Origin of the sequence: Streptomyces canus 299MFChir4.1 (assembly GCF_000383615.1) — a bacterium.
GTDB lineage: Bacteria > Actinomycetota > Actinomycetes > Streptomycetales > Streptomycetaceae > Streptomyces > Streptomyces canus_C.
In genome coordinates this window covers 1-26,635 of the sequence record NZ_KB911592.1, presented here as the reverse complement: position 1 = coordinate 26,635, position 26,635 = coordinate 1, and the positions used below count along the sequence as shown (strand labels likewise).

The 26,635-nt window shown below is 69.2% G+C and carries 22 protein-coding genes and 2 pseudogenes; 5 read left to right on the top strand and 19 right to left on the bottom strand.

From position 1 onward, the window contains the following. Positions 1 to 32: 32 nt before the first annotated feature. The 10 genes from H293_RS0123745 to H293_RS0123700 all read right to left on the bottom strand — a co-directional run bounded on the left by H293_RS0123745 (position 33) and on the right by H293_RS0123700 (position 10,122). Positions 33 to 1,070, bottom strand: a complete 1,038-nt coding sequence (locus tag H293_RS0123745) for a sugar kinase (RefSeq protein ID WP_020120338.1) — start codon at positions 1,068 to 1,070, stop codon at positions 33 to 35. Next, entirely contained in the window at positions 1,058 to 1,696 is a 639-nt protein-coding gene (locus H293_RS0123740; RefSeq protein ID WP_020120337.1) for a bifunctional 4-hydroxy-2-oxoglutarate aldolase/2-dehydro-3-deoxy-phosphogluconate aldolase, read from the bottom strand. The genes H293_RS0123745 and H293_RS0123740 overlap by 13 nt, the downstream gene beginning before the upstream one ends. Further along, a complete protein-coding gene (locus tag H293_RS0123735) occupies positions 1,693 to 2,454 on the bottom strand; it encodes an SDR family oxidoreductase (protein ID WP_020120336.1) in 762 nt (253 codons plus the stop codon). Before H293_RS0123735 ends, H293_RS0123740 begins: the two co-directional genes overlap by 4 nt. Continuing rightward, positions 2,451 to 3,494 carry a zinc-dependent alcohol dehydrogenase gene (locus tag H293_RS0123730; protein ID WP_020120335.1) on the bottom strand — a complete coding sequence of 348 codons (1,044 nt, stop codon included), beginning with the start codon at positions 3,492 to 3,494 and terminating at the stop codon, positions 2,451 to 2,453. Before H293_RS0123730 ends, H293_RS0123735 begins: the two co-directional genes overlap by 4 nt. 103 nt (positions 3,495 to 3,597) lie before the next feature. Continuing rightward, the gene (locus H293_RS0123725; RefSeq protein ID WP_020120334.1) at positions 3,598 to 4,503 is read right to left on the bottom strand and encodes an amidohydrolase family protein; all 906 of its coding nucleotides are present in this window, start codon (positions 4,501 to 4,503) and stop codon (positions 3,598 to 3,600) included. A 38-nt stretch (positions 4,504 to 4,541) separates the two neighbouring features. After that, the gene (locus tag H293_RS0123720; protein ID WP_020120333.1) at positions 4,542 to 4,889 is read right to left on the bottom strand and encodes an L-rhamnose mutarotase; all 348 of its coding nucleotides are present in this window, start codon (positions 4,887 to 4,889) and stop codon (positions 4,542 to 4,544) included. Further along, positions 4,886 to 6,877 (bottom strand): DUF8034 domain-containing protein, encoded by a 1,992-nt coding sequence (locus H293_RS0123715; RefSeq protein WP_020120332.1) that lies wholly within the window; start codon positions 6,875 to 6,877, stop codon positions 4,886 to 4,888. Before H293_RS0123715 ends, H293_RS0123720 begins: the two co-directional genes overlap by 4 nt. Before the next feature lie 8 nt (positions 6,878 to 6,885). Further along, on the bottom strand, positions 6,886 to 7,740 hold the full coding sequence (locus H293_RS0123710; protein ID WP_020120331.1) for a carbohydrate ABC transporter permease: 855 nt from the start codon (positions 7,738 to 7,740) through the stop codon (positions 6,886 to 6,888). 106 nt (positions 7,741 to 7,846) lie between these two features. After that, positions 7,847 to 8,761, bottom strand: a complete 915-nt coding sequence (locus H293_RS0123705; RefSeq protein ID WP_020120330.1) for a carbohydrate ABC transporter permease — start codon at positions 8,759 to 8,761, stop codon at positions 7,847 to 7,849. Continuing rightward, positions 8,758 to 10,122 carry an ABC transporter substrate-binding protein gene (locus tag H293_RS0123700; protein WP_020120329.1) on the bottom strand — a complete coding sequence of 455 codons (1,365 nt, stop codon included), beginning with the start codon at positions 10,120 to 10,122 and terminating at the stop codon, positions 8,758 to 8,760. Before H293_RS0123700 ends, H293_RS0123705 begins: the two co-directional genes overlap by 4 nt. A 304-nt stretch (positions 10,123 to 10,426) precedes the next feature. Here H293_RS0123700 and H293_RS0123695 point away from each other — a divergent pair, with 304 nt between their 5' ends. Continuing rightward, positions 10,427 to 11,188, top strand: coding sequence for a FadR/GntR family transcriptional regulator (locus tag H293_RS0123695; protein ID WP_020120328.1), 762 nt, complete (start codon positions 10,427 to 10,429; stop codon positions 11,186 to 11,188). A gap of 102 nt (positions 11,189 to 11,290) precedes the next feature. Here H293_RS0123695 and xynC read toward each other — a convergent pair whose 3' ends face one another. Next, positions 11,291 to 12,601, bottom strand: coding sequence for a glucuronoarabinoxylan endo-1,4-beta-xylanase XynC (xynC, locus tag H293_RS0123690; protein ID WP_028808125.1), 1,311 nt, complete (start codon positions 12,599 to 12,601; stop codon positions 11,291 to 11,293). Positions 12,602 to 13,194: 593 nt separating this feature from the next. Then, entirely contained in the window at positions 13,195 to 13,773 is a 579-nt protein-coding gene (locus H293_RS55080) for an HAD-IA family hydrolase (protein WP_259294518.1), read from the bottom strand. Here H293_RS55080 and H293_RS49935 point away from each other — a divergent pair. Further along, positions 13,772 to 15,001 carry an RICIN domain-containing protein gene (locus H293_RS49935; protein ID WP_020120324.1) on the top strand — a complete coding sequence of 410 codons (1,230 nt, stop codon included), beginning with the start codon at positions 13,772 to 13,774 and terminating at the stop codon, positions 14,999 to 15,001. The two genes, H293_RS55080 and H293_RS49935, sit on opposite strands and share 2 nt — an antisense overlap. Positions 15,002 to 15,107: 106 nt before the next feature. On the opposite strand, the gene H293_RS0123670 is transcribed toward H293_RS49935, so the two are convergent. The 7 genes and pseudogenes from H293_RS0123670 to H293_RS0123640 form a co-directional block, all read right to left on the bottom strand. Next, complete coding sequence (locus H293_RS0123670) at positions 15,108 to 17,171, bottom strand: alpha-L-fucosidase (protein WP_020120323.1); 2,064 nt, start codon at positions 17,169 to 17,171, stop codon at positions 15,108 to 15,110. A 362-nt stretch (positions 17,172 to 17,533) separates the two neighbouring features. Continuing rightward, positions 17,534 to 18,058, bottom strand: coding sequence for a TetR/AcrR family transcriptional regulator (locus H293_RS49930; protein ID WP_158694433.1), 525 nt, complete (start codon positions 18,056 to 18,058; stop codon positions 17,534 to 17,536). Between the two features lie 155 nt (positions 18,059 to 18,213). Further along, positions 18,214 to 19,509, bottom strand: a pseudogene (locus tag H293_RS0123660) (amidohydrolase family protein); the annotation flags it as partial. Between the two features lie 64 nt (positions 19,510 to 19,573). Further along, a complete protein-coding gene (locus H293_RS0123655; RefSeq protein ID WP_020120320.1) occupies positions 19,574 to 21,103 on the bottom strand; it encodes an FAD-dependent oxidoreductase in 1,530 nt (509 codons plus the stop codon). Next, positions 21,100 to 22,005 carry an alpha/beta fold hydrolase gene (locus tag H293_RS0123650; RefSeq protein ID WP_020120319.1) on the bottom strand — a complete coding sequence of 302 codons (906 nt, stop codon included), beginning with the start codon at positions 22,003 to 22,005 and terminating at the stop codon, positions 21,100 to 21,102. The genes H293_RS0123655 and H293_RS0123650 overlap by 4 nt, the downstream gene beginning before the upstream one ends. A gap of 19 nt (positions 22,006 to 22,024) precedes the next feature. Next, a complete protein-coding gene (locus H293_RS0123645; protein ID WP_028808123.1) occupies positions 22,025 to 22,858 on the bottom strand; it encodes an alpha/beta fold hydrolase in 834 nt (277 codons plus the stop codon). Between the two features lie 275 nt (positions 22,859 to 23,133). Continuing rightward, positions 23,134 to 24,879, bottom strand: coding sequence for a glycoside hydrolase family 6 protein (locus tag H293_RS0123640; protein ID WP_028808122.1), 1,746 nt, complete (start codon positions 24,877 to 24,879; stop codon positions 23,134 to 23,136). Here H293_RS0123640 and H293_RS49925 point away from each other — a divergent pair. From H293_RS49925 to H293_RS49920, 3 genes and pseudogenes are all read left to right on the top strand, one after another. Continuing rightward, entirely contained in the window at positions 24,767 to 25,867 is a 1,101-nt protein-coding gene (locus H293_RS49925) for a glycoside hydrolase family 12 protein (protein ID WP_472726476.1), read from the top strand. The genes H293_RS0123640 and H293_RS49925 overlap by 113 nt on opposite strands. Positions 25,868 to 26,142: 275 nt before the next feature. Then, positions 26,143 to 26,301: pseudogene (locus tag H293_RS0123630) on the top strand (LacI family DNA-binding transcriptional regulator); the annotation flags it as partial. 56 nt (positions 26,302 to 26,357) lie between these two features. After that, positions 26,358 to 26,635: transposase domain-containing protein (locus H293_RS49920; protein WP_033415632.1), on the top strand; the 278-nt coding region annotated here is incomplete at its 3' end.

Sequence of the window (26,635 nt, the reverse complement as noted above, 5' to 3'; positions counted from 1 at the left end):
CGTGCTCCTGGGGACAGGGGTGGGGGACGCCGTCAGCGTCGGACGTGGGCCGGGGCGCCGGCGACGAGCGCCTCGACCTCGGCGAGGGTGGCCATCGAGACGTCGCCGGGAGTGGTCATGACCAGGGCGCCGTGGGCCGTGCCGCAGGCGAGGGCACGTTCCAGTGAGTGACCGGAGAGCAGGCCGTGGATCAGCCCGGCGGCGAAGCCGTCGCCCGAGCCGATGCGGTCCAGGACGTGCAGGCCGGGCATGAGGGGGCCGGTGACGTGACCGGTCTCGGCTGACCAGGCGGCGGAGGTCCAGTCGTTCACGCCCGCCGAGGGCACCTCGCGCAGGGTCGTCGCGAGCACCTTGGCGCCGGGCAGCAGGTCGGCCACGGCGGCCAGGGCGTCCGGCACCTCGTCGGGCGAGAAGCGCACGGCGCCCGGATGCTCGCCCGCCAGGCCGAGAGCGCCCACCACGACGTCGGCGTGCCGGACGAGCCGCAGGTCGACCTCGCGGGCCCGCCCCGGCCCGCCGCGGTCGGCCCACAGGCTGGGGCGGTAGTTGATGTCGTAGGAGACGGTGACGCCGTGCCGGCGCGCGGCCGCCATCGCCTCGTCGGCCACGTCGACCGTGGTGTCCGACAGGCCGGCGAAGATGCCGCCGGTGTGGAACCAGCGCGCCCCGGCCGAGAACACCGACTCCCAGTCCACGTCACCCTTGCGCAACTGCGAGACCGCGGTGTGGGCGCGGTCGCTGGCACCGAGCGCGCCGCGGATGCCGTAGCCGCGTTCGACGAAGTTGAGACCGTTGCGGGCGCTGCGGCCGACGCCGTCGTCGGGCATCCAGCAGATCATCGAGGCGTCGACCCCGCCCTGGAGGACCAGGTCCTCGACGAGGCGTCCGACCGCGTTGTCCGCCAGGGCGGTGACCACGGCGGTACGCACTCCGAAGCAGCGACGGAGTCCGCGTACGACGTTGTACTCGCCGCCGCCCTCCCAGACCTGGAAGCTGCGCGCGGTGCGGATCCGGCCCTCACCGGGGTCGAACCGCAGCATGACCTCGCCCAGGGCGATCACGTCGGCCACGGCACGCTCCGCCCCACCGCGTCAGCGGTCAGCCGGCGGATCTCCGCGTAGTCGCCGCTCGCGAGGAGAGCGGGGGCGGCCATCCAGCTGCCGCCGACCGCGAGGACCGCCGGTTCGGCGAGGTAGCCGGGCAGGGCTGCGGCGTCGATCCCGCCGGTCGGCATGAACCGCACCCCGGGGAAGGGCGCCGAGAGCGCCCGGAGCATCGCCGTACCGCCGAGCGGCTCGGCGGGGAAGAGCTTGACCGTGTCGAGGCCGGCCCGCAGGGCGCCCATCAGCTCGGTCGCGGTGGCGACGCCGGGGAGCACCGGAACCCCCAACTCCCGGCACCGGGAGATGACTTCGTGGTCCACGCCGGGCGAGACGACGAAGCGCGCCCCGGCCGCCACCGCCCGCTCGGCCTGTACGGCGGTCAGGACCGTACCGGCGCCGACGACCAGAGCACCCTCAGCGGCCATCGCCTTCACGACCTGCTCGGCGTCCGAGGTGCGGAAGGTGACCTCCGCGCAACGCGCGCCGCCCGCGGCGAGGGCACGGGCCAGCGGGGCGGCCGTGGTGGGGTCGGGCACGGTCAGGACCGGCACGATCCGCGCCTCGGCGAGTATGTCGGTGAGGTCGGCGGTCATCTGCCCAGCCATCCGCCGTCGACCGGAAGGACGGTGCCGTGGACGTAGGCGGCCGCATCCGAGGCCAGGAACACCGTGGCGCCCGCCAGGTCCTCGGCGCGGCCCCACCGCGCGGCCGGGATGCGGTCCAGGATCGCCCTGCTGCGCGCCGGGTCGTCCTGGAGGGCCTGGGTGTTGTCGGTGGCGATGTAGCCCGGCGCGATGGCGTTGACGTTGACGCCGTGCGGCGCCCACTCGTTCGCCAGCGCCTTGGTGAGACCGGCGACGCCGTGCTTGGCCGCGGTGTAGCCGGGGACGGTGATGCCGCCCTGGAAGCTCAGGAGGGAGGCCGTGAAGATGACCTTCCCCCGCCCGCGCGCCACCATCGACGCGCCGACTGCGCGGGCCAGCGCGAACTGGGCGCTGAGATTGACCTGGAGGACCAGGTCCCAGTCCGCATCGGTGTGCTCGGCCGCGGGGGCCCGGCGGATCGTGCCCGCGTTGTTGACCAGGATGTCCACCGGACGCTCCCGGCCAGCGAGGTCCGCGCCCAGTTCCCGGACGGCCTCGGGGTCGGCGAAGTCGGCGCGGATCGCCTCGAAGCCGCGCCCCGCGGCGGTGACGTCCTTCTCCACCGCGCTGCCGGACTCCTCCAGCGAGGCGCTCACCCCGATGACGTCCGCGCCGGCCTCGGCGAGTGCGCGGGCCATGGCCCGGCCGATCCCGCGCCGGGCGCCGGTGACGACGGCGAGCCGTCCGGTGAGGTCGAAGGCGTTCATACGGTGGCCTCCTGGGCCTCGTCGGTGCAGTCCACGAGGATCTTCATCACGTCACCGCCGCCCTCCAGCGCCTCGAACGCGGCCGGTGCCTGGGTGAGCGGCACGACCTTGCTGATCAGCCGGTCGGCGGGAATGGTGCCGTCGGCCACCAGCGCCACCGCCTTCTCGAAGTCGGAGCGGTCGTACAACCGGGCACCGACGAGGGTGAGTTCGCGCCAGAAGAAGCGGTGCAGGTTCACCTCGCGGGGCCGGGAGTGGATCGCGACCAGGCACAGCCGCCCGCGCACACCGAGCACGTCGACCGCGGTGTCCACGCCTCCCGCGGCGCCGGACACCTCGAAGGCGACGTCCGCTCCCGCGTCCCCGGTCCACTGCCGGACCAGCTCGGCCAGGTTTTCGGCGGCCGGGTCCCACACGGTCAGCCCCAACTCCTCGGCGAGCAGCCGCCGGTGGGCGCTCAGCTCCACCACCCTGACGTCCGCCCCGGCCGCCCTGGCCACCAGCGCGATCAGGACGCCGACCGGGCCGCCGCCGACCACGACGACCCGCTCACCGTCGCGCACCCCGGCCCGGCCGACGTCGTGCACCGCGACCGCGGTGGGCTCGACGAGGGCGGCCCGGTCCAGTGGCAGGGAGTCGGGCAGCCGTATGAGAGTGGAGGCGGGCACGGTCCAGCGCTGCTGCATGGCACCGGGGGAGTCGATGCCGATGAAGTCCAGGTGCTGGCAGATGTGCTGGTGGCCCTTGCGGCAGGCCGGGCAGGTGTCGTCCCAGCGCAGCGGTATCACGGTGACCGCGTCACCGGGTGTCCAGTCCTCGACGTCAGGGCCCACTCGGACGACACGGCCGGCCATCTCGTGGCCGAGGACGGCGGGCGCGGCGACCCGGGCGTCCATGTCGCCGTGGAAGATGTGCAGGTCGGTGCCGCAGATACCGACGTAGGCGGGGGCCAGTTCCACCTCGCCGGGGCCCGGTGGTGTGCTGGGGACCGGTGCGGTGTCGAGGGTGCGGGCGGACAGATAACGGGTTGCGAGTGCCACGGAGCAGGGTCCCTTCGGCGCAGACCGGAGGCGGATGCCGAGGGCTCGGCATCCGTGTGGATGTGTTCTGCGCGGGTTCGGCGCGATCTTCGGTGGGGTGTGTTCAGCTCGTTCGGGCCGTCGTGTCTGCCTTTTCGGCAACGGGCGCAAGGCCGTAGAACGCGGTGGCGTTCCCGGCGAGGAGCGCGTCGATGTCGTTCTCGCTCCAGTCGGTGAGGAGTTCGTCCACGGTGGCGGCCCACCGGTTCCAGCCGCCCGCCAGGTTGGCGACCGGCCAGTCCGAGCCGAACATCAGCCGCCCGGGGCCGAAGGCGGAGGCCAGTACGTCCCAGACGGGCCGGATGTCGGTGGTGGTCCAGCGGGCGTGGTCGGCCTCCGTGATCAGCCCGGAGACCTTGCACACCACGTGCGGGTGTGCGGCCAGTTGTCGGATCCGGCGTTCCCAGTCCACGGAGTCCTGTCGGGCGATGTCCGGCTTGCCCGCGTGGTTGAGGACCTGGGGCAGGTCGGGGAAGCGTTCCGCGAGCCGGATCGCCTGGTCGAGCTGGTGGGCGCGCACGAGCACGTCGTAGCGCAGTCCGCGGTCCCGGGCCGCCCGCAACCCGCGCTCCACGTCAGGGCGTTGCAGCCAGTTCGGGTCGGTCTCGCCCTGGACGAGGTGGCGCAGGGAGCGCAGGTATCCGCCGCCCGGCCCGGCGAGCAGCTGGTCGAGCACGTCACCGATCGTGGGGGCGGTGAGGTCCGCCCAGCCGACCACGGCATGGATCAGCGGCTCCCGCTCGGCCAGTGCGAGCAGGTCCTCGGTCTCGGCGACCTCCGCGATGCACTGGACGACCACCGTGCCGTGCAGCCGCCGGCCCGCGATCGGGTGGCCGGCGGTGGCGCGCAGGTCGTCCGGGGTGAAGGTGCGGCGGATCGATGCCACGTCGGGGTCGTCCAGCCAGGGTTGCGGACGGTGGGCGAGATCCCACAGGTGGTGGTGGGCGTCGAGGAGCACGGGTGCGTTCACGGGGTGATCCAAGTCGGGTCGGGCTGGTGCGGGCCGGGTCAGGCGGTGGTGTCGTCGCCAGGCGGGCTCAGGTGCCAGATCTCGGGGAGCTCGCTCCACTGGCGGCCCTCGCCCCGGTCCGGCCAGGGTTCCTGGCACGGGTCGGTGAGCTTCCACCAGCGCTGGGTCTCGGGGTCGGCCTCGATGGACGCCATGTCCGCCTCGAAGTCCTCGCCGTGGTACTCCATGTAGGCGAACAGCACGTCACCGTGGAGGAAGATGCTGTAGTTGCGGATGTTCGCCCGGTGCAGGGCGGCTTCGACGCCGGGCCACACGGCGGAGTGGAGCCGGAGGTACTCCTGGCGGTGCTCGGGGCGGAGCCTGATGGTCTGGGCGATGCGCTTCATGCCGGTTCCCCTGTCGTGTCACGGGAGTTGGAGCCGTCGAACGGCGTCCGGTAGCTGGGTGTGCGGGTGCGCGGTCCGAGCCGCAGGGTGAGCCGCACACGCGTGGAGGCGGGCAGACGGACCGTCAGGTACGGACTGTCACACGCGACCTCGGCCTCGGCGACCACCGGCTCGCTGTGTCCGTAGTCGTACATGTCGCCGATCCAGCCGTCGTCCGTGCAGGTCGTGTACCGGACGCCGGTGATGGTGTGCTCGGCGAACGCGCCCGCCTGGACGATCACCGTGCGGTCCGTCTCGGGGGCCAGGTTGACCAGCTCGACGGTGGTCGCCTCGGGGTCGATGGAGGTGACCAGGGCGGCGACGTCCGCGGGCAGGCCCGCCCGGCGGGCGTCGGCGTCGTGGTAGCGCAGCCTCGCCTGCTGCAGACCGCCCTGGTACAGCACCTGCGGGCCGCCCCAGGTCAGTTGCACCAGGGCCTCGGTGACCACCGGATTGGACAGCTGCCACACGTGGATGTCGGCCTCGGGCACGTCGAGGTCGCGGTAGCGGTCGATGCGCCGCAGCCGGTGGCGGACCTGGGCCTGGGCGGCCGCGAGGATCCGCTCCGGGTAGCCGGGGTCGTCGCCGGCGAGGAAGGCGAACCAGGCCTTCTCGTGACCGGAGTCCTCCTTGGACCGGAACGGCCGCACGGTGCGCCAGTCGATGCCGTCCGCTTCGCGCAGTCCCTCCAGCCGGGCCCGGTCGGCCTGGGAGGAGGTGTGGTGCCACAGGGCCACCGGCACGGGGGGAGTGGCCGGGTTGTAGTCGAACCAGCCGGAGTCGTTGTGGCGGAACGGCAGGTGGAGCGTGGGTGTGTGCCGGTCGGGACCGAGCTCCACCGCCCACTTGGAGGGCAGGCTGGAGTCGGACTCGGTGTGGGGCATGACCTTGGCGTGGTCTATGAGGGTGTCGAGCGAGGTGGCGACCATGGAGAGGTAGTCGTCGTCCCCGGTGACCGTGGCTGCCGCGAGCGCGGCCACGCAGGCCGCGTGTCCGAGGCTGTGCCAGCCGTGCGGCCAGGACCAGCCGTAGTGGCCGCCGTACCAGCGGCCCTCCAGCAGGCTGCCGACGACTCCGTCCGGGCCGACGTTGTCCGGGATCAGGCCGCCCTGTTCCCGGGTGCGCTCGCGCCAGGCGCCCACGTACTCGACGATCCAGTCCCGGTAGCGTTCCTCGCCGGACAGGATCCAGGCGTTGAGGACCAGTCCGGCCGCGGCGAGGTTGACCGCGGTGTCGCCGACGCCCATCCGGTCGCGCATCTGGTCGCCGAGGCGCGGGTCCGCCGAGAGCGGAAAGGGGCCGTCGGCCGCCTCGGGCAGCCATTCGAGGGGGAAGCCGTAGGTCTCCGCCTCCTTGAGCAGCCACGGGTAGACGTCGCCGTCGAACAGGCCGGTGCGCTCGGGGTCGCTGCCGTTGTGCGGACGGGTGATGATGCGGTGCTCGGGGTCGTAGTTGCCCTTGGCGGGGTCGACGTACAACTCGGCGAAGCGCAGGGCGCGCTCACGCCAGCGGTCGGGGGCGGCCATGCACAGGAAGTACAGCAGCAGCAGGCTCTCGCCCTGGTGGAACCAGTCGTATCCGCGCTCGTACTCGTCGCGCAGCATGTCCAGTTCGGTCAGCTGCCGGGTGACGCCCTCCCAGTGCTTCTCGCTGGCGGGCAGGAGGTCGTCGGCGCCGCCGAGGAGGTAGAGCTGGGGCCAGTTGAAGAAGACCTCGTAGAAGTCGTCCACGCCGTCGCGGGTGGTCAGCGGGCCGGTGTAGTTCAGGCGTCCGTCGGGGCCGGTGAAGTCGCGGGCGAAGCGGCGCCAGGCGTGGTCGAGGAGGTCGAACAGGGCGCGCTGGGCGACGGCCCAGCCGGGTGGTTCGAGCAATGGGACCGTGGCGTGGACATCGGGGGCGGGGATGGCCGGGGTGTCGCCGGAGGCGTCGGGGTGGGGGCTGAAGGGCATGAGAGCTGTTACTCCTTGGTGGCGCCGGCGAGCATTCCGCTGACCAGGAAGCGCTGGGCGAACAGGAACACGACGAGGACGGGTGTGATGGCAACCAGCGTCGCCAGGGCCAATTGCGGGCGTTGGATGGCGAGGGTGCCGACGGTCGGGTTGAACGACGGCACATTGCTGAGGAGACTGCCGACGCCCACCTGGATCGGCATCTGGTCGCTCTCGGGGAGCATCACGTACGGCAGGAAGTAGTTCGTCCAGTTGGCGACGAAGCTGAAGAACCCGACCAGTGCGATGACGGGCGTCGCCAACGGCAGGGCCACATGGCGGAAGACGCCGAACTCGGAGCAGCCGTCGATCCGCGCCGCCGCCAGGAGGTCCTTGGGCACGGCGGTGGTGAAGTAGATGTACGTCAGGTACACCCCGAACGGGTAGAACGAGTACGGCAGGATGATCGACCACATGGTGCCGATCAGACGCACCGCGTTGATCTCCAGGAACAGCGGCACCACCAGCGTGGCGTTCGGCATCAGCATCACGACGAGGGTCGTGATCAGGAGCGTGTGCCGGCCGCGGAACTCGGTCATCGCCAGCGCGTATCCGGCCGGGATGGCCAGGCAGAGCGTGATGACCAGGGAGATCGAGGCGTAGACGGCTGAGTTCCCCAGCCACACCAGGATGGCGTTGTCCTGGAAGCCGGTGAGCGCGTGCCAGTTGGCTTTCAGCGCGTGCCAGGAGCCGAAGGACAGGGGGTTGTCGTGGACCAGCTGCTGGTCGGTCTTGGTGGCCGCGAGCAGCAGCCACAGCACCGGCAGTACGAAGAACACCACGAACACGGTGAGCACCGAGCCCGCGAGGAGGCGGGACGTCATGTGCTCCGGGCGCCGGGTGCGCTGCCGCGGTCCCCTGTGGCGGCTTCGGCTCATGATGGTCGCCTCCCGTTCCGTGCGGGCGGTGGCAGGGGCAGTGGGTCGGGTATCAGTCGGCATCGAAGAACCCCGACCGTGCGACGAAGACACCGGCGACCGACACGCTGACGACCAGAAGCTCCACCGAGACCGCGGCCGCGCCGTTGATGTTGTTCATCTGGAAGGCGAAGTCGTACGTCAGCTGGTTGAGCGAGTAGTCGCGGCCGGCCACGCCCGTGCTGGCGAGGGAGAGCAGCTGCGGCTCGACGAAGAGCTGGGCGCCGCCTGCGAAGGCCAGGATCACCATGTACACGATCCACTTGCGGAGCATGGGGATCTGCACGCGCCAGGCGGTCTGCCAGCCGTTGGCGCCGTCGATGCGGGCGGCTTCCATGACGTCCTTGGGGATGTTGTTGAGCGCGCCGTACATGACGACGATCCAGCCGCCCGCGCCCGTCCAGAACGCGATGATCGTGAACAGCAGCGCCAGGTTGCCGGGGGCGATGACCTCGCCGAAGGTGTGGAAGCCCAGTGAGTCCAGCAGGGAGCTGACGGGGCTGACCGTCGGGTCGAGCATGAACAGCCACACCAGGACGCTCGCGGCGCCGGCGAGTGCTCCGGGGATGTAGTAGAGGAAGCGCAGCGCCTGGCTGAGCGGCCCAGAGGACAGCCGGTGCAGGAGCAGCGCCAGGACCACGACGAACACCACGAGCGACAGGAGCCAGAACAGGAGGTACAGGGCCACGTGGCCCAGGGAGTCGACGAAGCGGAAGTCCTGTGCCGTGGTGACGAAGTTGGAGATGCCGGTGAAGGCGCCTCCGGCGTCCGTGAACGCGAAGTAGATCGCGTAACAGGTCGGAAGGACGCCGAAGGCGATCAGCAGCAGTACGTAACCGGCGACGAAAGCCACGCCGGCCCGGCTCTGCCGGGAGGTGCCGCGAGGGCGCCCCCGGACAGAGCCGGCCGAGGAGTGCGTGAGCGTCACTGGGACACCTTGTATCCGTCGGCCTTGGCGTACTTGACGATCGAGTCCTGCCAGGCCGGCAGCAGCGATTCGATGGTCTTGCCCTGCGTCAGGCCCGGCTTGACGGTGGCGGCCCATATGGCCTCCTGGCTGAACTGGCCCGAGCCCCAGTCGGACCACACCTGCGAGGAGGCGTCCTTGAGCGCGGTGAGGTCGCCGTCGAAGTACCCGGAGGCGGCCTGCGCCTTCAGCCAGTTCTCGGCGGCCGGGGCGTACGCCGGGAAGCCGGGGGCCTTCTCGCCCTGGTAGGCGTTGTCGGTGGTGACCCACTTCAGGAAGTCGGTGGCCGCCTTGATGTGAGTGGAGTGCTTGGACAGCAGCCAGGTGCCGCCGCCGACGTTGCCGGTGGACGGTGAGGTCTCCCCCTGCCACTGCGGCATGGGTGCGACCGCGATCTGCTTGGCCGGCGTCTTGAGGCCGTCCTTGAAGACCGCGCCGCCGTACCAGGCCGGCCCGGGCATGAGCAGTACCTTGTCGGCCTCGTTCTTGGCGAAGTCCGTGCTGAAGACGCCGCTGATCGACATCGACTTGTTCTTGATCAGTACATCCAGCAGCTTGGCCATCTTGGTGCAGGCCTCGCTGGTGGTGTTGACGGACACGGACTTGGGCCCGGTGATGTGGTTGGCGCCGCACTTGCTCGCCCACAGGTAGATCTCGGGGGTGAAGGAGTCGCCCGCGTCGCCGACGAGGTAGCCGGGGTGCTCCTTGGCGACCTTCTCGCCGAGCGCCCGGTACTCCTCCCAGGTCGTGGGGACCGTGTAGTCGAACTTCTTCAGCAGCGGCGCGTTGTACCAGAGCACCGCCTGGGAGAGGTCGTTGCGCAGGCAGTACAGGGTGCCGTCGACCGTGCAGACGTCGTTGGCCCCCTTGGCGAACCCGCCGAGGGTCGCGTCCGGGATCAGGCCCTTGTTCAGCGGAGCCGCGAAGCCCGCGTCCACCGCCCAGCTCGCCTCGTTGTTCTGGGAGCTGAAGACGACGTCCGGCCAGCCCTTGCCCGTCCGGTTGAACAACTGGACCTTCGTCTGGAGGTAGTTGGAGCCGTTGGCGTCGCCGTCGTAGCTGACGATGTCCATCTTCACGTTCGGGTGCTGCGACTGGTACAGCTTCGCGGCGTCCATGCGCGTCGCGTCCACCCAGACGGTCAGCGCCCCGTCCTTCTGCGCGGCCTGCGCGAATCCGTCCTTGGTCGTGCCGGCCGAACCGCCACCCCCGCCACAGGCGGTCACGGTGAGCAGCACGGTGGCGGCACAGCCGGCCAGCAACGCGGCACGTCTCCTGCTGGTCCCTGTCTCCTGGGTGACCGAAGGCTTGTAGACGGACATGTGCGACTCCACTCGGTTTGCGTGAGGCTGACGGCTCTGTCATTACCGCTGCGGAAGAAATTAGCCGCCATATCGAAGGGTGCGTCAAGGGGTGTGTAGGTCTTTTTCGAGGTTCAGCGTCCATGTCGAGACGGCGAATATGGGCCATAAACCCAGGCGAAACGTCATCAAAGCCTCAAATTGTCTACCGATTCATGATCGGTGGTCCTCTAAATGAGTACGACTCATTAGGGTCTGAGGTACGATGAACGCGGCTCAAGTGCCGATCAGGCAGCGTCGTCGCAGTCACCCGGAGGCAGGACACATGAATGACACGCCCGCCGTGGCGGCAGTGGTGAACGGCGCGGACGAGCGGCGCGACTACCGGCCCGGATACGAGATCGTGGCGGAGCGGATCCTCGAGTTCATCGCCGAGGCCCGTCTGGTCCCCGGTGACCGCATGCCCACGGAGAACGACCTGGCCCAGCAGTTGGACACCAGCAGGGCGGTGGTCCGGGAAGCGGTGAAGATCCTCTCGGCGCTCGGCCGGGTGCGGGCGCACAAGGGCCGCGGACTGTTCGTCGCGGACGACGAGGGCATGCTGATCACCAGTCGCTGGGGCGGCTTCTTCCGTCCCGTGGACCTCGACCACGTGCTCATGCTGTTCGAGTTCCGCAGAGTCCAGGAGATGGCCGCCGCCAAGCTCGCGGCCACTCGCGCCACGCCCGCCGAACTGCGCGCCATCGAGGTCGCCATGCAGCAGTGCCGGTACGGGTACGCCCACGGCGACGTCGACGTCTTCAACCAGGCGGACGACGACTTCCACGCGGCACTGGCCGCAGCCTCGCACAACACCTTCCTCGGCAGCGCGGTGCGCGACGCCCGACGGCTGCAGCGCCAGTCCAGCGCGATCGGCATCCATGACAGCCTCGGCGAGGGCACCCCGGCCGCGGTCGAGGAGCACGAGGCCATCTACCGCGCCATCCGCGACGGCCACCCCGACGAGGCGGCCCAGGCCACCGCCGTACACCTCGACCGGACGCTGGAGGACTACCGGCGGGAGATCCAGCGGCGCCTGTTCGGATGACCTTCAGGCCCGGACAGGCCGAAGGGGGCCCTGCCGCACCGCGGCAGGGCCCCCTTCGAACGCCGGTCTGCAGCCGGCACCCAGACCTGACAGTGCAAGGCCTTACCCGGTCACGAAGGTCGTCAGGCTCTGCGCGGGCAGCTGCCCGGTGAAAGAGCCGTTCGACACCGTGATCCTGTTCTGGGCCGCGAGGGTCCTGCTCGCGTCCGTCAGCCAGGAAGAGACGCCGGACGAGGCATTGTTCTGCAGGGTGAACTGCTGACTCACCTGCGAGGTCCCGTTGTTGACGGCGACGATGACCACCCGGGAGCCGCTCCCCTTGTACGCCGAGAGGTAGACGTTCGGCTGTGGGTTCGCGGTCACGGCGATCCGCACGTGCCCCGGGCGGACGTACTTCGAGAAGTGCGCCATGGCGGCACCGCGCTTGCTGATCCGCCCGTCCTCGCGCATGGGCCCGTAACCGCGCCGGATGTACCACCACACGTACGCCTGGAACTCGGCATCCACCATCGCCCGGTGGACGTGTTCCCCCACGTCCAGCGCTTGCGGCCAGAGGTCGGCCGAATCGCTGCTGTTGGGGTAGTAGACCTCGGTCATCCACAGCTCCTTGCCCGCGCCCTTCTGCTTGAAGAGGGGGTAGGGGAAGTTCTGGAACGAGGTGCCGTAGAGATGCGCCCCGAGAATGTCGAGGTTGGCCAGTGCTGCGGGGTCGTTGAGGATCGGGTCCGAAAAGCTCTTCACGTACTGGAAGGACTCCGGAGCGATGACCCGGGTACTGATCGACCCGGCGTTCTCCCGCAGGAACCTGGTCATCTCGGTCGGAGTCCACCAGGTCCAGTCATGAGCGTAGTCGGGCTCGTTCTGCACGGAGATGGCATACAGGTTCACCCCGTTGCTCCGCATGAAGCCGACGAAGTCGTTCAGGTGCTGCGCGTAGGCGCCGTACATGGTGTACCGGAGCCGCTTCGCGTCGGTCTGCTGGCCGTGAACGAAGGTCTCCACCATCTGAGCGGGAGGATTCCATGGTGAGGCGAAGACCGTGGCCCCGAGCTCGATGGCCCGCTTCGCTGTCGCGACCTCACGGCTCCAGTTCGCCTTGTCCTCCGAGACGAAGATTCTCAGCATGGAGAAGCCGAGCTGTCCTTCACCGTTGCCGAACGCCGTCTCGCGCTGGGCAGATGTCAGGTCACCGATCCAGAGCGGGTGGTTCATGCCGCCGAACCCCCGGATCGTCTGCCGGGTGGCCGACGGGTCGACGGTCACGGCGGCGGCTGCCAGGGACGGAGTTCGGGGCGCTCCCACCGCAGGTGCCGCGGCCGCGACGACCGGCAGGGCAGTCATGCTCGTCAGGACGGCCCGGCGACTGGGAAGCACCGGACCTGTGTTGCCGGAATCGCTACGGTGCAACGACATTGCTCCTCCATCTGGACGTGGCGCTGATGTGCCTCTCGAAACTTTCGGTCCTGGCGGGGTGTCGTGGTGCGGTGGCAGCCGACTGTGCCGGTGACACATGGCCTGCGATGCCGAGCCCGGGGACCACGCAAGCGGAATGACGTCGAAGCAGCGAAGCGCAGACCAGAAAGCCCGGAGCGCTCCCTTCGTCATCGAATGTTTCGATGGAGCGACCGATCGTGAGGTGGTGTAGGGACCGTAGGATCACGGCTCTCTGGCGTCAAGGCTTCGGGGAACCCTTGGCCTGTCTGCGAGGGCACCGCGGCATCGTCGAGCGGGCCGTGCGAGGATCTCCTACTTCGCCGGACACCGGCCCGGGGGCCCGGTCAACTTGCCGTCGCCCGTTGCCGGCTGGGGCTGGAGGAGGCAGCGGCGCCCTGCGGAAACGTGAGTCGGTCGTTCATCCAGGTCATCGCGGCGGCCACAGAAGTCGAAGACGGGCCGGACCAGCGTCGCTCAAGATACTGTGCGTTCCCCCTCCCCAGGGCCTCCGCCCTCAGCAGCTCAGCGGCCGGTGACTTGCGCCAACGCGCCCGCCGCTGTGCGCTGTTCACCTAACGGGTCGGCAGCCACTCGTCGACGACGGCTGCGAGGTCGTCCTGGCTCCGGAAGATGTGTCCGTCCATGCCGACGGCCTGCGCCGCGCGGACGTTCTCCTCGCGGTCGTCGACGAAGAGGAAGTCGGCGGGTGCGGCCCGCAGGGTGATGACGCAGTGCTGAAAGGCGGCCGGGTCGGGCTTGGCCGCACCGATCTTTCCGGAGAAGGCGATGTGGTCGAGGTCGAGCAGCAGGGCTGGGCGGCGAGGAAGGCGTCCGCGTGGTCCGCGGGGATGTTGGACAGCAAGGCGACCCGGGCGCGGTCCCGCAGGTCGCGTACGTAGGTGACCATACGGTCGTCGACGCGGGACCAGCTGTCGATGTCGGTGAGGCGCAGCTCTTCGATCGTGTCGGCGTCGGCGGGGCGGGACAGCGCGTGCAGGACGTCGGTCCAGTAGGTGGACGCGGGGTGCCGGCCGGCGTCGTAGGGCGGGCGGTGGGTCCAGTAGGCCGTGGTGAAGGCATCGGGGGAGGTGTGGCAGCGGGCGGCCATCTTCTTGAGGGCGCCCGGGCGTCAACTGCTGGGTGCGGAACATGACCGCGATGGTCAACGTCGGCCCGGACCGGCACGGCACCGTGTCCTCCGGTCAGGCGAGCCTGCTGCGCCAGATCGGCGCTTTCATGACCGCCTGCGGCCAGTCCGTCTACGGCACCCGCGGTGGCCCGTGGAACCCCGTCGACGGCCAGTACGGCTTCACCTACAAGGACAACACCTTCTACATCCACCTCCTGCCCGGCTACGGCGGCACCGCCTTCACCACCCCGTCGATCGGGGACGCCCAGGTCCCCCGTGTCTTCGACGTACGCTCCGGAGCCGGCCTGTCGTACACGGTCGGTGGGGACGGCCGGGTCGCCATCAGCGGTATCGACCGCACCACCCACCCTCAGGACAGCGTCGTCGGCGTCACCCTGGACCGGTCCGTTCAGCCGGTCGACATCGCCGTCGGCAAGACCGCCACAGCCGACAGCGAGGAGACCTCCAAGGGCAACTCCGCCGCCAAGGCCGTCGACGGGTCCACTGCCACCCGCTGGTGCGCGAACAACGGCAACACCGGCCACTGGTTGAAGGTTGACCTCGGCTCCACCCGCTTCGTCACCGGCACCCGCATCGCTTGGGAGCTGGACAAGACCAACTACCCGTACAGGGTGGAGGGTTCGACCGACAACACCACCTGGACCGTCCTCGCCGACCGTACCGCCACGACCAGCGCCGGCCAGGTGCAGGTCGCCCAGTTCCGGGCGCAGGCGCGGTACGTGCGCGTCACGGTCACCGGGCTGCCGTCCGGGGTGTGGGCTTCCATCCGCAATCTGGAGGTCTACGACCGACCCTTCGCCGCGGACCTGGGCACCTTCAAGTTGGTCAACCGCACCAGCGGCAAGGTGCTGGACGTCAAGGACGCCTCGACCAGCGACGGCGCCTATGCCATCCAGTATCCCTGGACCGGCGGCCCCAGCCAGCAGTGGAAGCTGCTGCCGAACGCGGACGGCTCCTACCGGCTGGTCAGCGTCAAGAGCGGCAAGGTCCTCGAAAGCCCCGGCTCCTCCGCCCAAGGTGCGATCCTCGACCAGGGGACCGACGACGGCGGCGGCAACCAGTGGTGGAAGCTGGCCCCCTCCAAGACCAGCGGCTACTACCGGCTCGTCAACGTCCACAACGGCTGGTGCGCCGACGTCAAGGACGCCTCGACCAACGACGCCGCCTACGTGATCCAGTGGCCCACCACCGACGGCCCCAACCAGGACTGGCAGACCGTCGCCCTCTGAACGGCGGGTCGTGGGCCGGGCCGCACGGCGGCCCGGCCCTCCCACATCGCTTCAGCGAGTGGGCGAAGGTTCGCGTGTGGGCCGAACTCGCCCGCCCCCACGGGGGTCAGGAGACGGGCTGGAAAGTCCACAGCAGGTTGGTGCTGTTCACCCACGTCCACTGCTTGGTCACGGATCCGGAGGGGACACCTCCGCCGCCGTCGAGGACGAGTCCGGTGGCGCGGTTGGCGATCGAGTACTGGTCGTTGCCGCGGTCGGTGATCTGCCATTGCTGGTTGGGGCCGCTGTTCCAGGGCGCTTGCTGGGCGGGTGCGCCGTTGTTGACCGAGCCCCAGCCGTCGGCGACCATGCCGTTGGTGCGGTTGACCAGCTTGTAGTAGCCGTTGCCGAGGTCGACGGCCTGCCACTGGAGGTTGGGGCTGTCGACCGGCGTCCACTGCTTGAGGTTCGAGCCGCCGGCGACGTTGCCGCCGCTGTCCAGGGCCAGACCGTCCGTGATGTTGATCAGCCGGAAGTACGAGGCAGGATTGAAGGTGACCTTCAGCGAGACGATGGCGTCGTTGTTGCCGGTCACCCGCAGATCGGCATTGTCCGCCGTGAAGGTCCAGGCCGTGCCGCTGAAGTTGTCACCGGAGTAGCCCGTCACCTGGTATCCCTGGGGCACCCTCAGCGAGGAGATGGCCGCGGGCCCCACCCCCGCGGCCGACAACTGGGAGGAGGTGTAGCTGCCCAGCGTCAGGACGGCGTTCGTCGAGGAGTAACCCACGTCCTTGAACACCGTCACCCGAGCCGTGCCGGCGGACGTGGGGACACCGCTGACCTCGACACAGACCACCGAGTCATTGGCGTCCGGGGCGGTAGCCGGAACAGTGACGTTGATCTGGCCGCCGCTGACGGTGTAGGCGAGCGAGGCCGAGGGGTTGTTCATCAGGTAGACGCGGCTGATCGTGTTGTTGATCGCCGGGATCTGCAGCACGCCGCCCGTGGGCCAGGTGAAGACGTGCGCGAACAGCTTGCCGTCCTTCTTCGTGGCCCTTCCCCAGGTGGGGTCGGTGCCGAACGGGCTTGCCGTGGCTCCGTGCACGCTGTCGCCGTACGTCGTCATCCAGGAGGCCAGGCCGCGAAGAATGGTCACGGACCCGGTGGTGACCGAGCCGTCGCCCTTGGGGCCGATGTTCAGCAGGAAGTTGCCGTCCCGCGAGACGCAGGTGACGAGCTCCTGAACGAAGTTCTTGACGGGCTGGTAGGAGTTCTCCCGGCCCGCGTTGTAACCCCAGGCGCCGTTCATGGTGTCGCATCTTTCCCACTGTCGGTCCAGCGGCGCACTGGGGACACCGAACTCAGCGACCGCGTAGTCGCCCAGACCGAGGTCCCGCTTGACCCGTTCGTTGACGACGAGTCCGGGCTTGCGGGCGATCAACCAGTTGTAGAGGTCGACACCGTCCGACCGGAGCCACCAGTCCTGGAGGGTGGGGCTGGAGGGTTCGCCGAACCAGTCGCCGTCGAACCACAGCAGCGCCGGGTCGTAGCGGTCGAGCAGCTCCTGCAGTTGGGCCTTCATGTCCGCGATGTAAGCCGTGCGGGCGGCCTGCGAGGCCATCGTGGTGACACCGCCGCTTCGGATCGTCTGGGAGGGGTGGTTCCAGTCCAGGATCGAGTAGTAGAGACCGAACTTGACGCCTCGCGCCTCGCACTCGGTCTTGAGCGCAGCCAGCAGATCACCCTGGACACCGGCGTAGTCGTGCAGGTTGTACAGCTTGGTGCCGGTGGTGTCGGTGAAGCCGGGGACGTTGGAGTCCCACATCGCGAAGCCCTCATGGTGCTTGGCAGTGATCACCAGGTACCTCATGCCGGCGTCCGCCGCCAGTTGGGCGATGGTCGCCGCGTTGAACGCGGTGGGGTTGAAGTTCGCGGACACCTGGGTCTGGTAGTTGGCCTTGGCCCAGTTCTCGCTGGAGAACGCCCATTCACCGTGGCCGAGGTAGGAGTAGGACCCGAAGTGGATGAACATCCCGAACCGGGCCTGGTACCACCAGTCCATCTTGGAGGGGACGGTGTAAGCCTCGGCGGTGGCAGGCAGAAGGGCTTGCGGCAGCCCGAAGGCCACGACGCCTCCGGCAAGAGCGGCAGCCTTGATCAGGGAACGTCTGCTGAGGTGTGCAGAGGACATGGGGCGGCTCTCCTCGATCGTCAAGGTGCGCTGTTCGGGGCGGGGTTCGTGAAGGACGCCAGGGCCGTGGGTACCTGGGACGCGGTGCAATCCGACCGTCAGCGCGGTCAGCTACATCGGATGAATTTATAGACGCTGATCGACCGTGACGTCCAGGGTTGAAGCAAGGATTAGTCAACTACCCTGCTTAAACCCCTACATGAGCGAAACCAAGCCAACCCGACTGGCCTGACCGTGACCTGATCTTCCGCAAGAGCTCGGATCTATGCGCGACTGCACCTGTGTTGCACATATCGCGGGACCGTGGCCCGCATTGGGCGTCTCCCTCGATCCTTGGCCGCTGTCGGCAGGCGGTCTCGTCGTCAGGCACGGGCGGTCAGCCTGGCTTCGACACCGTCGAGAATCGACTGCAGTCCGAAGGACACATACGGGCCGGGGGCGGTCGCGAGGGCGGCACCGATCACGAACATGACGATGCTGTGGGCGGTTTGCTCGGCATCTCGCCCGGCGAGTCCGGACGTCTCACAGACCGCGATCAGATGTTCGTCATGGCGATCCCTGCACGGACCGTCGAGAGGCTGGAGGGTCATGGCGGTCAGGAGCCAGGGGTGACGCGAAAGCATCGAACGCACCTCGCCGGCCATGGCCAGCAGCGCCGGACGCCATTCGAGGCCGTCAGGACGGGGGAGAGGCATTCGCCCCCAGACGGTGTCGGCGGCCAGCAGGAGCAGATCATGTCTGCTCCTGACGTGCCGGTAGAGTGCCGCGGCGGTGATGCCGAGGCGACTGCCGAGCCGTCGCATGCTCAGATTCTCGATGCCGCCATCGTCCAGGAGGACGATGGCGGTCTGGACGATCTGTTCCTGCTGCAGCGCCTGGCGGGACATCCCCACGGTGGTCGAACTGGGACTGCTCATGTCACGTTCTCCTGTGGGAGTGCGGCCGCGATGCGCGGCTCTGTGGCGAGTCGCCCTCGCGCCGACGAGGGACGGCAGGTCGTGCGCGTCGGCGTCCGTTTCGTACGTCGGGGCCGCTGCGTGTGTCAGGCGTGGCTGCGCACACTCCCGATGCTGTGCAGCAGCCGCTGCCCGGACTCGCGGAGCTGGTCGCTGAGTTCGTCGAGGCCGGGTGCGATCAGGGCGTGATCACGTTTGCGCCAGATGCCGGCGACCAACACCGCTTCGATGTTGGCGATGTCGGCGTGCAGGACCGTGGCGACGGGGTCGTGCGCCGGCCACAGGTTGAATGCCCGGGCGTCGACAGCGACCAGGTCGGCTTGCATGCCGACCTCGATCCGGCCCACCCGGTCGGCCAGGCCCAGTGCCCTGGCCCCTTCGACCGTGGCCCAGGCCAGGGCCTGTTTGGCAGTGACCGAGGCCGTGTTGGCGTGCATGCCAGTCGTCTCCCGGTACCGGGCGTGGTCCAGGCTGCGCTGATGGGCCAGGGCGATCCGGGCGGCGGTGAGGACCTTGCCGGGTACGGCGGTGTCGATGTCCGTGCCCAGGGAGGGCGCCGCGCCCAGGCGCAGCAGAGCCCCGGTGACGGGGGTGCCGTGACCCTGGCCCAGCTCGTTCTCCGGGGTGGTGGTGAAGGTGACGCCCGCCTCGACGAGCATCTCGATCCAGGCGCCGGGCAGATCGGCTCCGTGCACGATGTTGGTCAGGGGGCTGAACAGCCCGGAGGCCCGCACGGCCTCCCAGCCGGGGGAGAGTTCTCCGCCGCTTTGGTGCATCGAGACGACGAGACCGCGGTCCGCACCGGCTCGGAAATCGGCCACCGCCGTCTCCGGCGAGGAATACTGCGGCCCCTGCAGAGCCATGCCCAGGGTCAGGAGCGCATGGCCGCGGACGGGTCCGTCCAGCAGCCGGTCGATCTCGGCGAGCGGGTGAGGAGTCTCCGGCGACCGGTAGGGCGTGCCATGCAGGAAGACGGCCCGGATTCCCGCCTGGACCAGTCCTTCCAAGGCCGCGTCGGCATGCTCGGGGGAGAGGGCATTGTGACACCAGTCGCCCACGGTGGTCGTACCGCAGTTGATCTGGTTCAGCGCGCCGGCCAGGTTGCTGATGTGTATGTCGGCCGGGGTGTAGTGGCCGACGCACTCGCCGTGGAGGTGGGTGAGGTACTCCATCAGCGTCCAGTCGGCGCCTGCGGAGCGCAGCGCGGTCTGCCAGGTGTGCAGGTGGGCGTTGACCAGGCCGGGGATGATGATGCGGCCGGAGAAGTCGACGACTTCGGCGTCGGACGTCTCGATGTTCTCGCCGATGGCGGCGATGCGGTCGCCGTCGACGAGGATGTCGACGTGTTCGGCGTCGGGCCGGTCCGGCGCCATGGTGATGACCTGCGCTCCGCGCTCCCCGAGCGGGGGTGATGCGGCTCGGCTGAAACATGGTGCGGCTCCTTGGCTACGGCGTCATTGCGCGTGCGGCGGATTGTGTGGTGGCGAGGAAGCCCGAAGTGGCGATGTGCCCGATGTAGCCGTCGGGGCGGATCAGCAGCAAGGCGTCGCCGGTCAGTCCGTAGGCGCGCCGCAAGGTCTTCGCGGGGTCGCTGAAGCCGAGGCCGTCGGCGGCAGTCGGCCCCACGGCGAGTCGTTTGAGCAGGGCGCCCGCCGTCGGCCAGGCGATCCGTTCGAGGTCGCGGGCGGCGCGGGGGCCGTAGGCGAGAGCGGTGAAGTGCGGCCCGCGGAAGAGGTCGAAGAGCCGGATTCCGGCGCCGTCGGTGCCACGCAGTTCGGCGTCCGGGGCACGGTCGCCCACGCGCAGCGTCTCGGTGCGCACTCCGTCGGCCGGGGCGAGCGGGCCGCCGTAGTAAGTAAGGGCGAGCTGCTGTTCGTCCTTGCCTCGCTTCATGCTCGACGGGTCGAGCTTGGCGATGCCTCCCCACTTCGCCGTGGACAGGCCCAGGACCCCGGCGGCGATCGGCTGCCGCTCGGCCTCGTAGGTGTCCAGCAGCGCCGGGTCCGCTCCGGCGAGGACCTGGCCGAGCTTCCAGCCGAGGTTGTAGCCGTCCTGCATGCCGGTGTTCAGGCCCTGGGCGCCGGCCGGGGTGTGGACGTGCGCGGCGTCACCGGCGAGGAAGACACGTCCTCGGCCATAGCTCTCCGCCAGGCGGATGTTGGGCCGGAACACCGACGTCCAGTGGATGTCGTGCAGTTGGATGCGCCGGTCGCGGGTGTGGTCGTGGATCCGCCGGAGGATGTCGTCCTTCTCCGACGGCGGTTCCTCGTCCGGCGCGAGACGGACCATCCACTGGAACATGTCGCTGTGGGGGAGCGGGCAGGCACCGATGAGTTTGCCGCCCAGGCCGGGCCACATGTGCCAACGGTCCCGGGCCAGACCGGTCACCGAGGCATCGACGATGAGCATCCGGTCGCTCTCGTGCGTCGTCCCGACGAAACCGACGCCGAGCTGCTTGCGTACCGCACTGGAACCACCATCCGCGCCCACGACATAGCAGGCGACGATCTCCTCCGTACCGTCCGCGCTCGCCACTCTGGCGGCCACCATGTCCCCGCCCTGCGTCAGCTCGGTCAGCTCACGGCCGAACTCGACCTTGAGCCCGAGCTCGCTCAGCCGGGTGTGCAGTGCGCGGTCCGTGCGGAACTGGGGGATCAGCCAGGTGTTCGGGTAGGGAACGTCCGGGGTGGGCTCCCCGCGCGGGAACATCTTCCATGGCACGGCGAGGGGGCCCGCGTGGAGCCCGAGCTTGGGGTAGATGCCGCCGCCGGCCAGTACGTCGTCAAGAGCACCAAGGTCTTCGAGGATTTCGAGGCTGCGGGGCTGGATGCCCTTGGCGCGGGAGCCGTCGAAGGCGTGGGGAGACCGGTCGACGATGCGTACGTCCAGTCCCCGGCGTACGAGGTCGATCGCGACGGCGGAGCCCGAGGGGCCCGCACCGACGACCAGGACGTCGATGACCTGCGGGCGGTTCATGAGTCGAACCTTTCGGCGCGTGCGGCCACGAACGGGGCGATCTGATCGGCGACGTCGCGAGGTCGTTCGAAGGGGGCCATGTGGCCGCATTCGGCAATGACGTGATGGCGCTGGGGCTTCAGCAAGTTACGCGCTGTCTCGAAGTGGGCCATGGGCGTGACTTCGTCCCGGTCGCCCCACAGCAGCAGCGTCGGGATGCTCAGGGCCCCCGTCCGCCGGAAGAGGTCGTCCCGGCCGGCGACCGGCAGATGCTGGAGCGTGTCGAAGACCGCGTACAGCGAGCCCTCGAAGCGGAACGCGTCGAGGACCATCTCGGTCAGTTCCGCGCCCAGTTCGGGGTCGCGGACATTGTGTCCCAGGTGCCCGTGGAGTATCTGACGGCCACGTCGCCGGGCGACGAAGCCGGCCAGCCAGTCGTTGCGCAGCAGCCGGTGGGGGGAGGCCAGCCGTGGTTTCGTGAGACCGGCAGGTCCGACGATGGTGAGGGTGGCGACGGATGAGGGGTATTGGGCGGCGTAGGTCATGGCGACCAACGCGCCCATGGAGGTGCCGACAAGGTGCAGGGGCCGCTCCGTCAGACCGAGCCGCTGCGTCAGCTCGGCCAACTGTCGCGCGAACAGCGTCTCGTCGTAGCGCGACCGCACCCGGTCGGAGTAGCCGCGGCCGTACGCGCTGCAGGTCAAAGTGCGCAGCCCGCGGCCGTGCAGCTCGCTGGCGAGGCTGTCCCAGTAGAACAGCGGGATGGTCAGTCCGCCCGCCATGACGACGATGTCTCCGTCCTCGGGGCCCCTCAGTTCGTAGTGGGTGAAGCCGTCGGACAGCTCGATGAAGCTGCCGGGCAGGGCTTGCCGCGCTTCGGCGGTGAGCCGGCGGTCCTCGCCCGATGCGACGAAGTACTTCATGGAACGGGACTCCTTGGCGTCAGTGCGTGGGGGTGCCGGCGGAAGAGCCGAGGAACTCGACGATCGCGTCCGCGACCCACCGGGGTTCCTCTTCCGGCAGCAGGTGCCCGCCGTGGGGATGCACCAGCTCCTTGGCGCCGGGGATGTCGCGGGCGAAGTGCTGGCCGTCGACAGCCGCACTGCGCAACACGAGTGTCGGCACCGTGATGCGTGAAATCTGTGCAGAGCGATCGGGCTGGTCGGTGTTGCAGAAGTCGACGAAAGCCGAGCGGTTCCCAGGTCGGCTCATGAGTTCGTGGGCCCGGTCGATCATGGCCTTGTCCACGACGGTCGAACCTGGACCGACGGCCGAGCGCAGATTGCGCTCGATGGCGCCGCGTGGCATCACTCGCCGCAACACAGGTCGCAGCAACGGATTGCGGGTCAGGCGCATGCCCGCCGGTATCGCCTTCTCCGGGTACCCGGTGGCATTGACCAGCACCAGGCCGGTCAGCCGCTCGGGGTGGTCCAGCGCGAGGTTCCAGGCGATGTTGCCGCCCAGCGAATTGCCGGCCACCGCGTAGCGGGGAACCCCCAGCGCCTCCAGTAGACCCGCCACCGTCGATGTGTAGGTCGGGATGCGGTAGTCGCGATCCTTGCGGGGGCCGGTCAGGCCGAACCCGGGCAGGTCGGGGCGGATCACGTCGAACGACTCCGACAGCGGTCCCGCCGCACGGTCGAAGTGCTGGAGCGAGGACGCGCTGCCGTGCAGTAGTACCAGGGCCGGCCCTCGCCCGGTGCGTTTGTAGTGGAGCTGCAGGCCGTCCACCACGGCGAAGCGGGAATCAGGCTGCGGCTCAGACCAGGAACTCATAATGGATACGGTGTTACCGATAAAGAGTTCTGTCAAGTGGAAGCCGGTGCGGTACGGCGGGGGGCACGGCGGCCCAGTGGGGCACGGAGGGCCGGCACTCGCCCTCACCGCGTGACCGTCGGCGATGGCCGGCCGAATGGGCCACCGCCCTGTCCGGCGAGGCGGGCTTCACCCGGCACCGCCGAGCTTCCCTGACGTCGGGGCGATCCTGCACGCCTGCGCCGGGACCGGCCACTTGACGACCGGCCCCGGCGACCACTCACCGTGTCACAGGGTCATGACAGGGGCGGGTAGGCGTTCTGCATCAGCTGCTGGAACTGGGCGGAGAACCAGTGCCCGGCGAGCGGTGCGTTCGGCAGCGCGCCGGTGGGGTTGTTGCCGTTGCGGGCGTTGCCGCCGTAGGTCGGGTCGCACATGCGGTCGAAGCCCTTGCCCTCGTCGTTGGGCACGGCGGCGCTGTTGCCGTCGGACTCTCCCGGCGGCTTGACCCACACGTAGGCGTCGACGCCGGTGGCGGGGGCGGCGGTGGGCCGCTGGCCGATTCCGGCGCCGCTCTGGTTGCACCAGTTGCCGGCGTGTATGCGCCGGTCGATGCGACCGCCGTTGACGTAGTCGTCGACGGAGGTCGACGGGCCGGGGCCGGTGGGCCGGGCGGAGCCGCCCCAGCCGTTGCGGGAGGTGTCGATCAGCATGCCGAGGCCGGAGTCGAACCCGGCGGCGACCAGCTTGTCCCGCAGACCGACCGCGAACGACTGCTCGTCCACGTACTGGTTCCAGTCGACCCACTTCGACTGGCGTATGGTCTGCCCGTTCACCATGTCGGTGACCTTGAAGTTGGGCTCCTTGACGGGGCTGTAGTTGGCGGTGTTGACGATGAAGCCGGCCACATCGCTCACGCTCGCGCCGTTGGTCGTGGCGACCTTGTAGAACTCCTGCACCGACGGACCGAGGTTGCTGTCCCAGCCCAGCCAGCCGTGGTGGCCGGCGTCGATGTAGTTGTAGACGTTCGCGAGGGCGCCGAGCTTGTCGAGCGCGTAGGAGACGCCCTTCTCGTAGTTGCCGTTGCTCTTCATGGTCACGCAGGCGTCGGTGGTGGTGTTGGTGCCACCGGCGTTGGTGACCAGGTTGGGCAGCGAGTCGGGCTCGATGACGGTGGCGATCCGCAGGCCCGCGTACTTCGACTCGGACAGGATCGAGGTGATCGGGTCGATGTACTGGCTCTTGTACTTGTCGAGGTCGTTCGGTCCCAGTTCGCCGTTGGAGGCGAGGGCGGCGCAGTCGCGGCCCGGCAGGTCGTAGATGACGAGCTGGACGACGAGTTCGCCGCTGCCCTTCTGCTTCAGCGCCTCGTCCAGGTGGGCGCGCAGGCCCATGCCGCCGTTGACGCCGTTGATGGCGGCGATCCGGTCCAGCCACACGGCGGTGGGCTGGTTGGCGATGCGGCTGCCGCCCGGTTCGGCGGCCGCCTTCGCGGACCACTCCGGGTTCACATAGGCCTTGGCGCCGACATAGGGGTTGGCGACCTTGGACCCACCCGGACCGGGGTCGGTGGGTCCCGGGTCGGTCGGCCCCGGATCCGTCGGCCCCGGGTCGGTCGGCCCGCCGTCGACGTTGCAGGTCACGCCATCGAGGGTGAACGTGGAAGGGACGGCGTTGGCCCCGCTGTAGGACGCCTGGAAACCGAAGCTCGCCGAACCCCCGGTGGGAAGCGTGCCGTTGTAGTTCTCGTTGGCGGCCGTCACGGACGAACCGTTCTGGCTGACCTTCGCGTTCCAGCCATTGCTGATCCTCTGGTTTCCGGCGTACGACCACTGCAGCGACCAACTCGACTTGGCCGCGCCGTTGTTGGTGATCGTGACGGCTGTCGTGAAGCCGGTGTCCCACTGGTTCTGCACCTTGTAGTCCACTGTGCAGGGTGCGGCCGCGGCGGCGGCTCCGGCCGGCGCCGAGACGAGCGCGGCCGCTGAGGTCCCGCTGAGCAGCGCGAGGGCCGCGAGCAATGAGGTTTTGGTGCGACTCATGATGAAGCATTCCTTCTGGTTGGAGGGTTTCTCCGCTGGTTGCGCGCGCGCAGGAGATCGCTTGCCTTGTTGTGTACGGGTCGACGTGGCCTCGTGGCCGAAGGTCAGGAAGGGCTCGGAGGAGCCGTCCGCTGATCCGAGGCACGGCCACTACACCAACTGCTCGCCCGGAACGAACCTCCCCGCCCGGCTCAACTCCATCGCGAGCGCGCCCTCAGGCATCTCCTACAGCTACGTGAGCGGTGCGGCCTACGACGCCGCCTACGACATCTGGCTGGACCCGACGCCACGCACCGACGGCGTGAACATCACCGAGATCATGATCTGGTTCAACCGGGTGGGGCCCGTGCAGCCGGTGGGATCGCCCGTCGGTTCCGCCACGGTGGGCGGACGCAACTGGCAGGTGTGGTCCGGGAACAACGGCTCCAACGACGTCCTGTCCTTCGTCGCACCCTCGGCGATCGACAGCTGGAACTTCGACGTGATGGACTTCGTCCGGCAGGCCGTCTCCCGCGGACTCGCCCAGGACAACTGGTACCTGACGAGCATTCAGGCAGGCTTCGAGCCCTGGCAGAACGGCGCGGGCCTGGCCGTGAACTCGTTTTCGTCCAGCGTGAATCTCGGCAGCGGCAGCGGCAGCGGCAGCGGCACGGGTGGCTCGGGCGGTTCGTCGGCCTGCAAGGTGGGCTACGGCACGAACGTGTGGCAGGGAGGGTTCACGGCGGACGTCACCGTGACCAACACGGGCTCGTCGCCCGTTGACGCCTGGAAACTCACTTTTGCGTTGCCGCCCGGGCAGAAGGTCACAAGTGCGTGGAGCGCCGAGATCTCACCCTCGTCGGGATCTGTTACGGCTGGTGGTATGGCCTACAACGCGTCCATCGCACCGGGCGGCCAGTTCTCCTTCGGGTTCCAGGGCACCTATGACGGCGCCTTCGCCGAACCAGCCGCATTCAGCCTGAACGGCACGTCCTGCGCCACCGCGTGAGGGCACCGGGACGGGCAGTCTGACCGGCCGCTTGGAAGGCCTGCCCGGCCCGCGTCCAACCGCGTGCACCCGGTACCGCGGATCCATCCGGCTGACACTTCTGTCAGGCGGGGTGGGTCCGCGGGTTTCTTCCCGGGTTTCGGCGGGCTCGTCCGCAGCGGACCATCGCTACCGCAACTTCCCTTCGTGCCGAGTCCGGTCGTTCATGTGCGGAAGGCATGTGCCCGGGTCCTCCTCCCCGTAAGATCGGTGATCTCGCGGGTGGGGAGGTGGTCATGGCCAAGCGGCGACCCGGAGCGCCGACTCTGGAAGAAGTGGCCGCCCACGCCGGGGTGGGACGAGGCACGGTCTCCCGGGTCATCAACAACGCGGCCGGCGTGAAGGAGTCGACACGCCAGACCGTGCGGCGAGCCATCGAAGAACTGGGCTACGTGCAATACCAGTGACTTAAGGGTCTCGACTGGTAGCGTGGCATCCAGGAGGTGCCTGGATGCCACGCCCTGGGCAGGTCAAGCCGGAGACGGATGAGCGGTTGTCGGACCGGATCGCGGTCGGGCTGCTAACGCGTACATTTCCGCCGGAGCTGGTGGACCGGGTGGTCGCTGAGTCCGGTCGTTCGGGTCAGCGCACTCGGCTGCTGCCGCCGCGGGTGGTGGTCTACTTCGTGCTGGCGATGTGCTTGTTCTCCGGGCAGGGGTATGAGGAGGTTGCGCGGCTGCTCACGCAGGGCCTGACCTGGGCGAAGCGCTGGTCAGGCTCGTGGCGGGT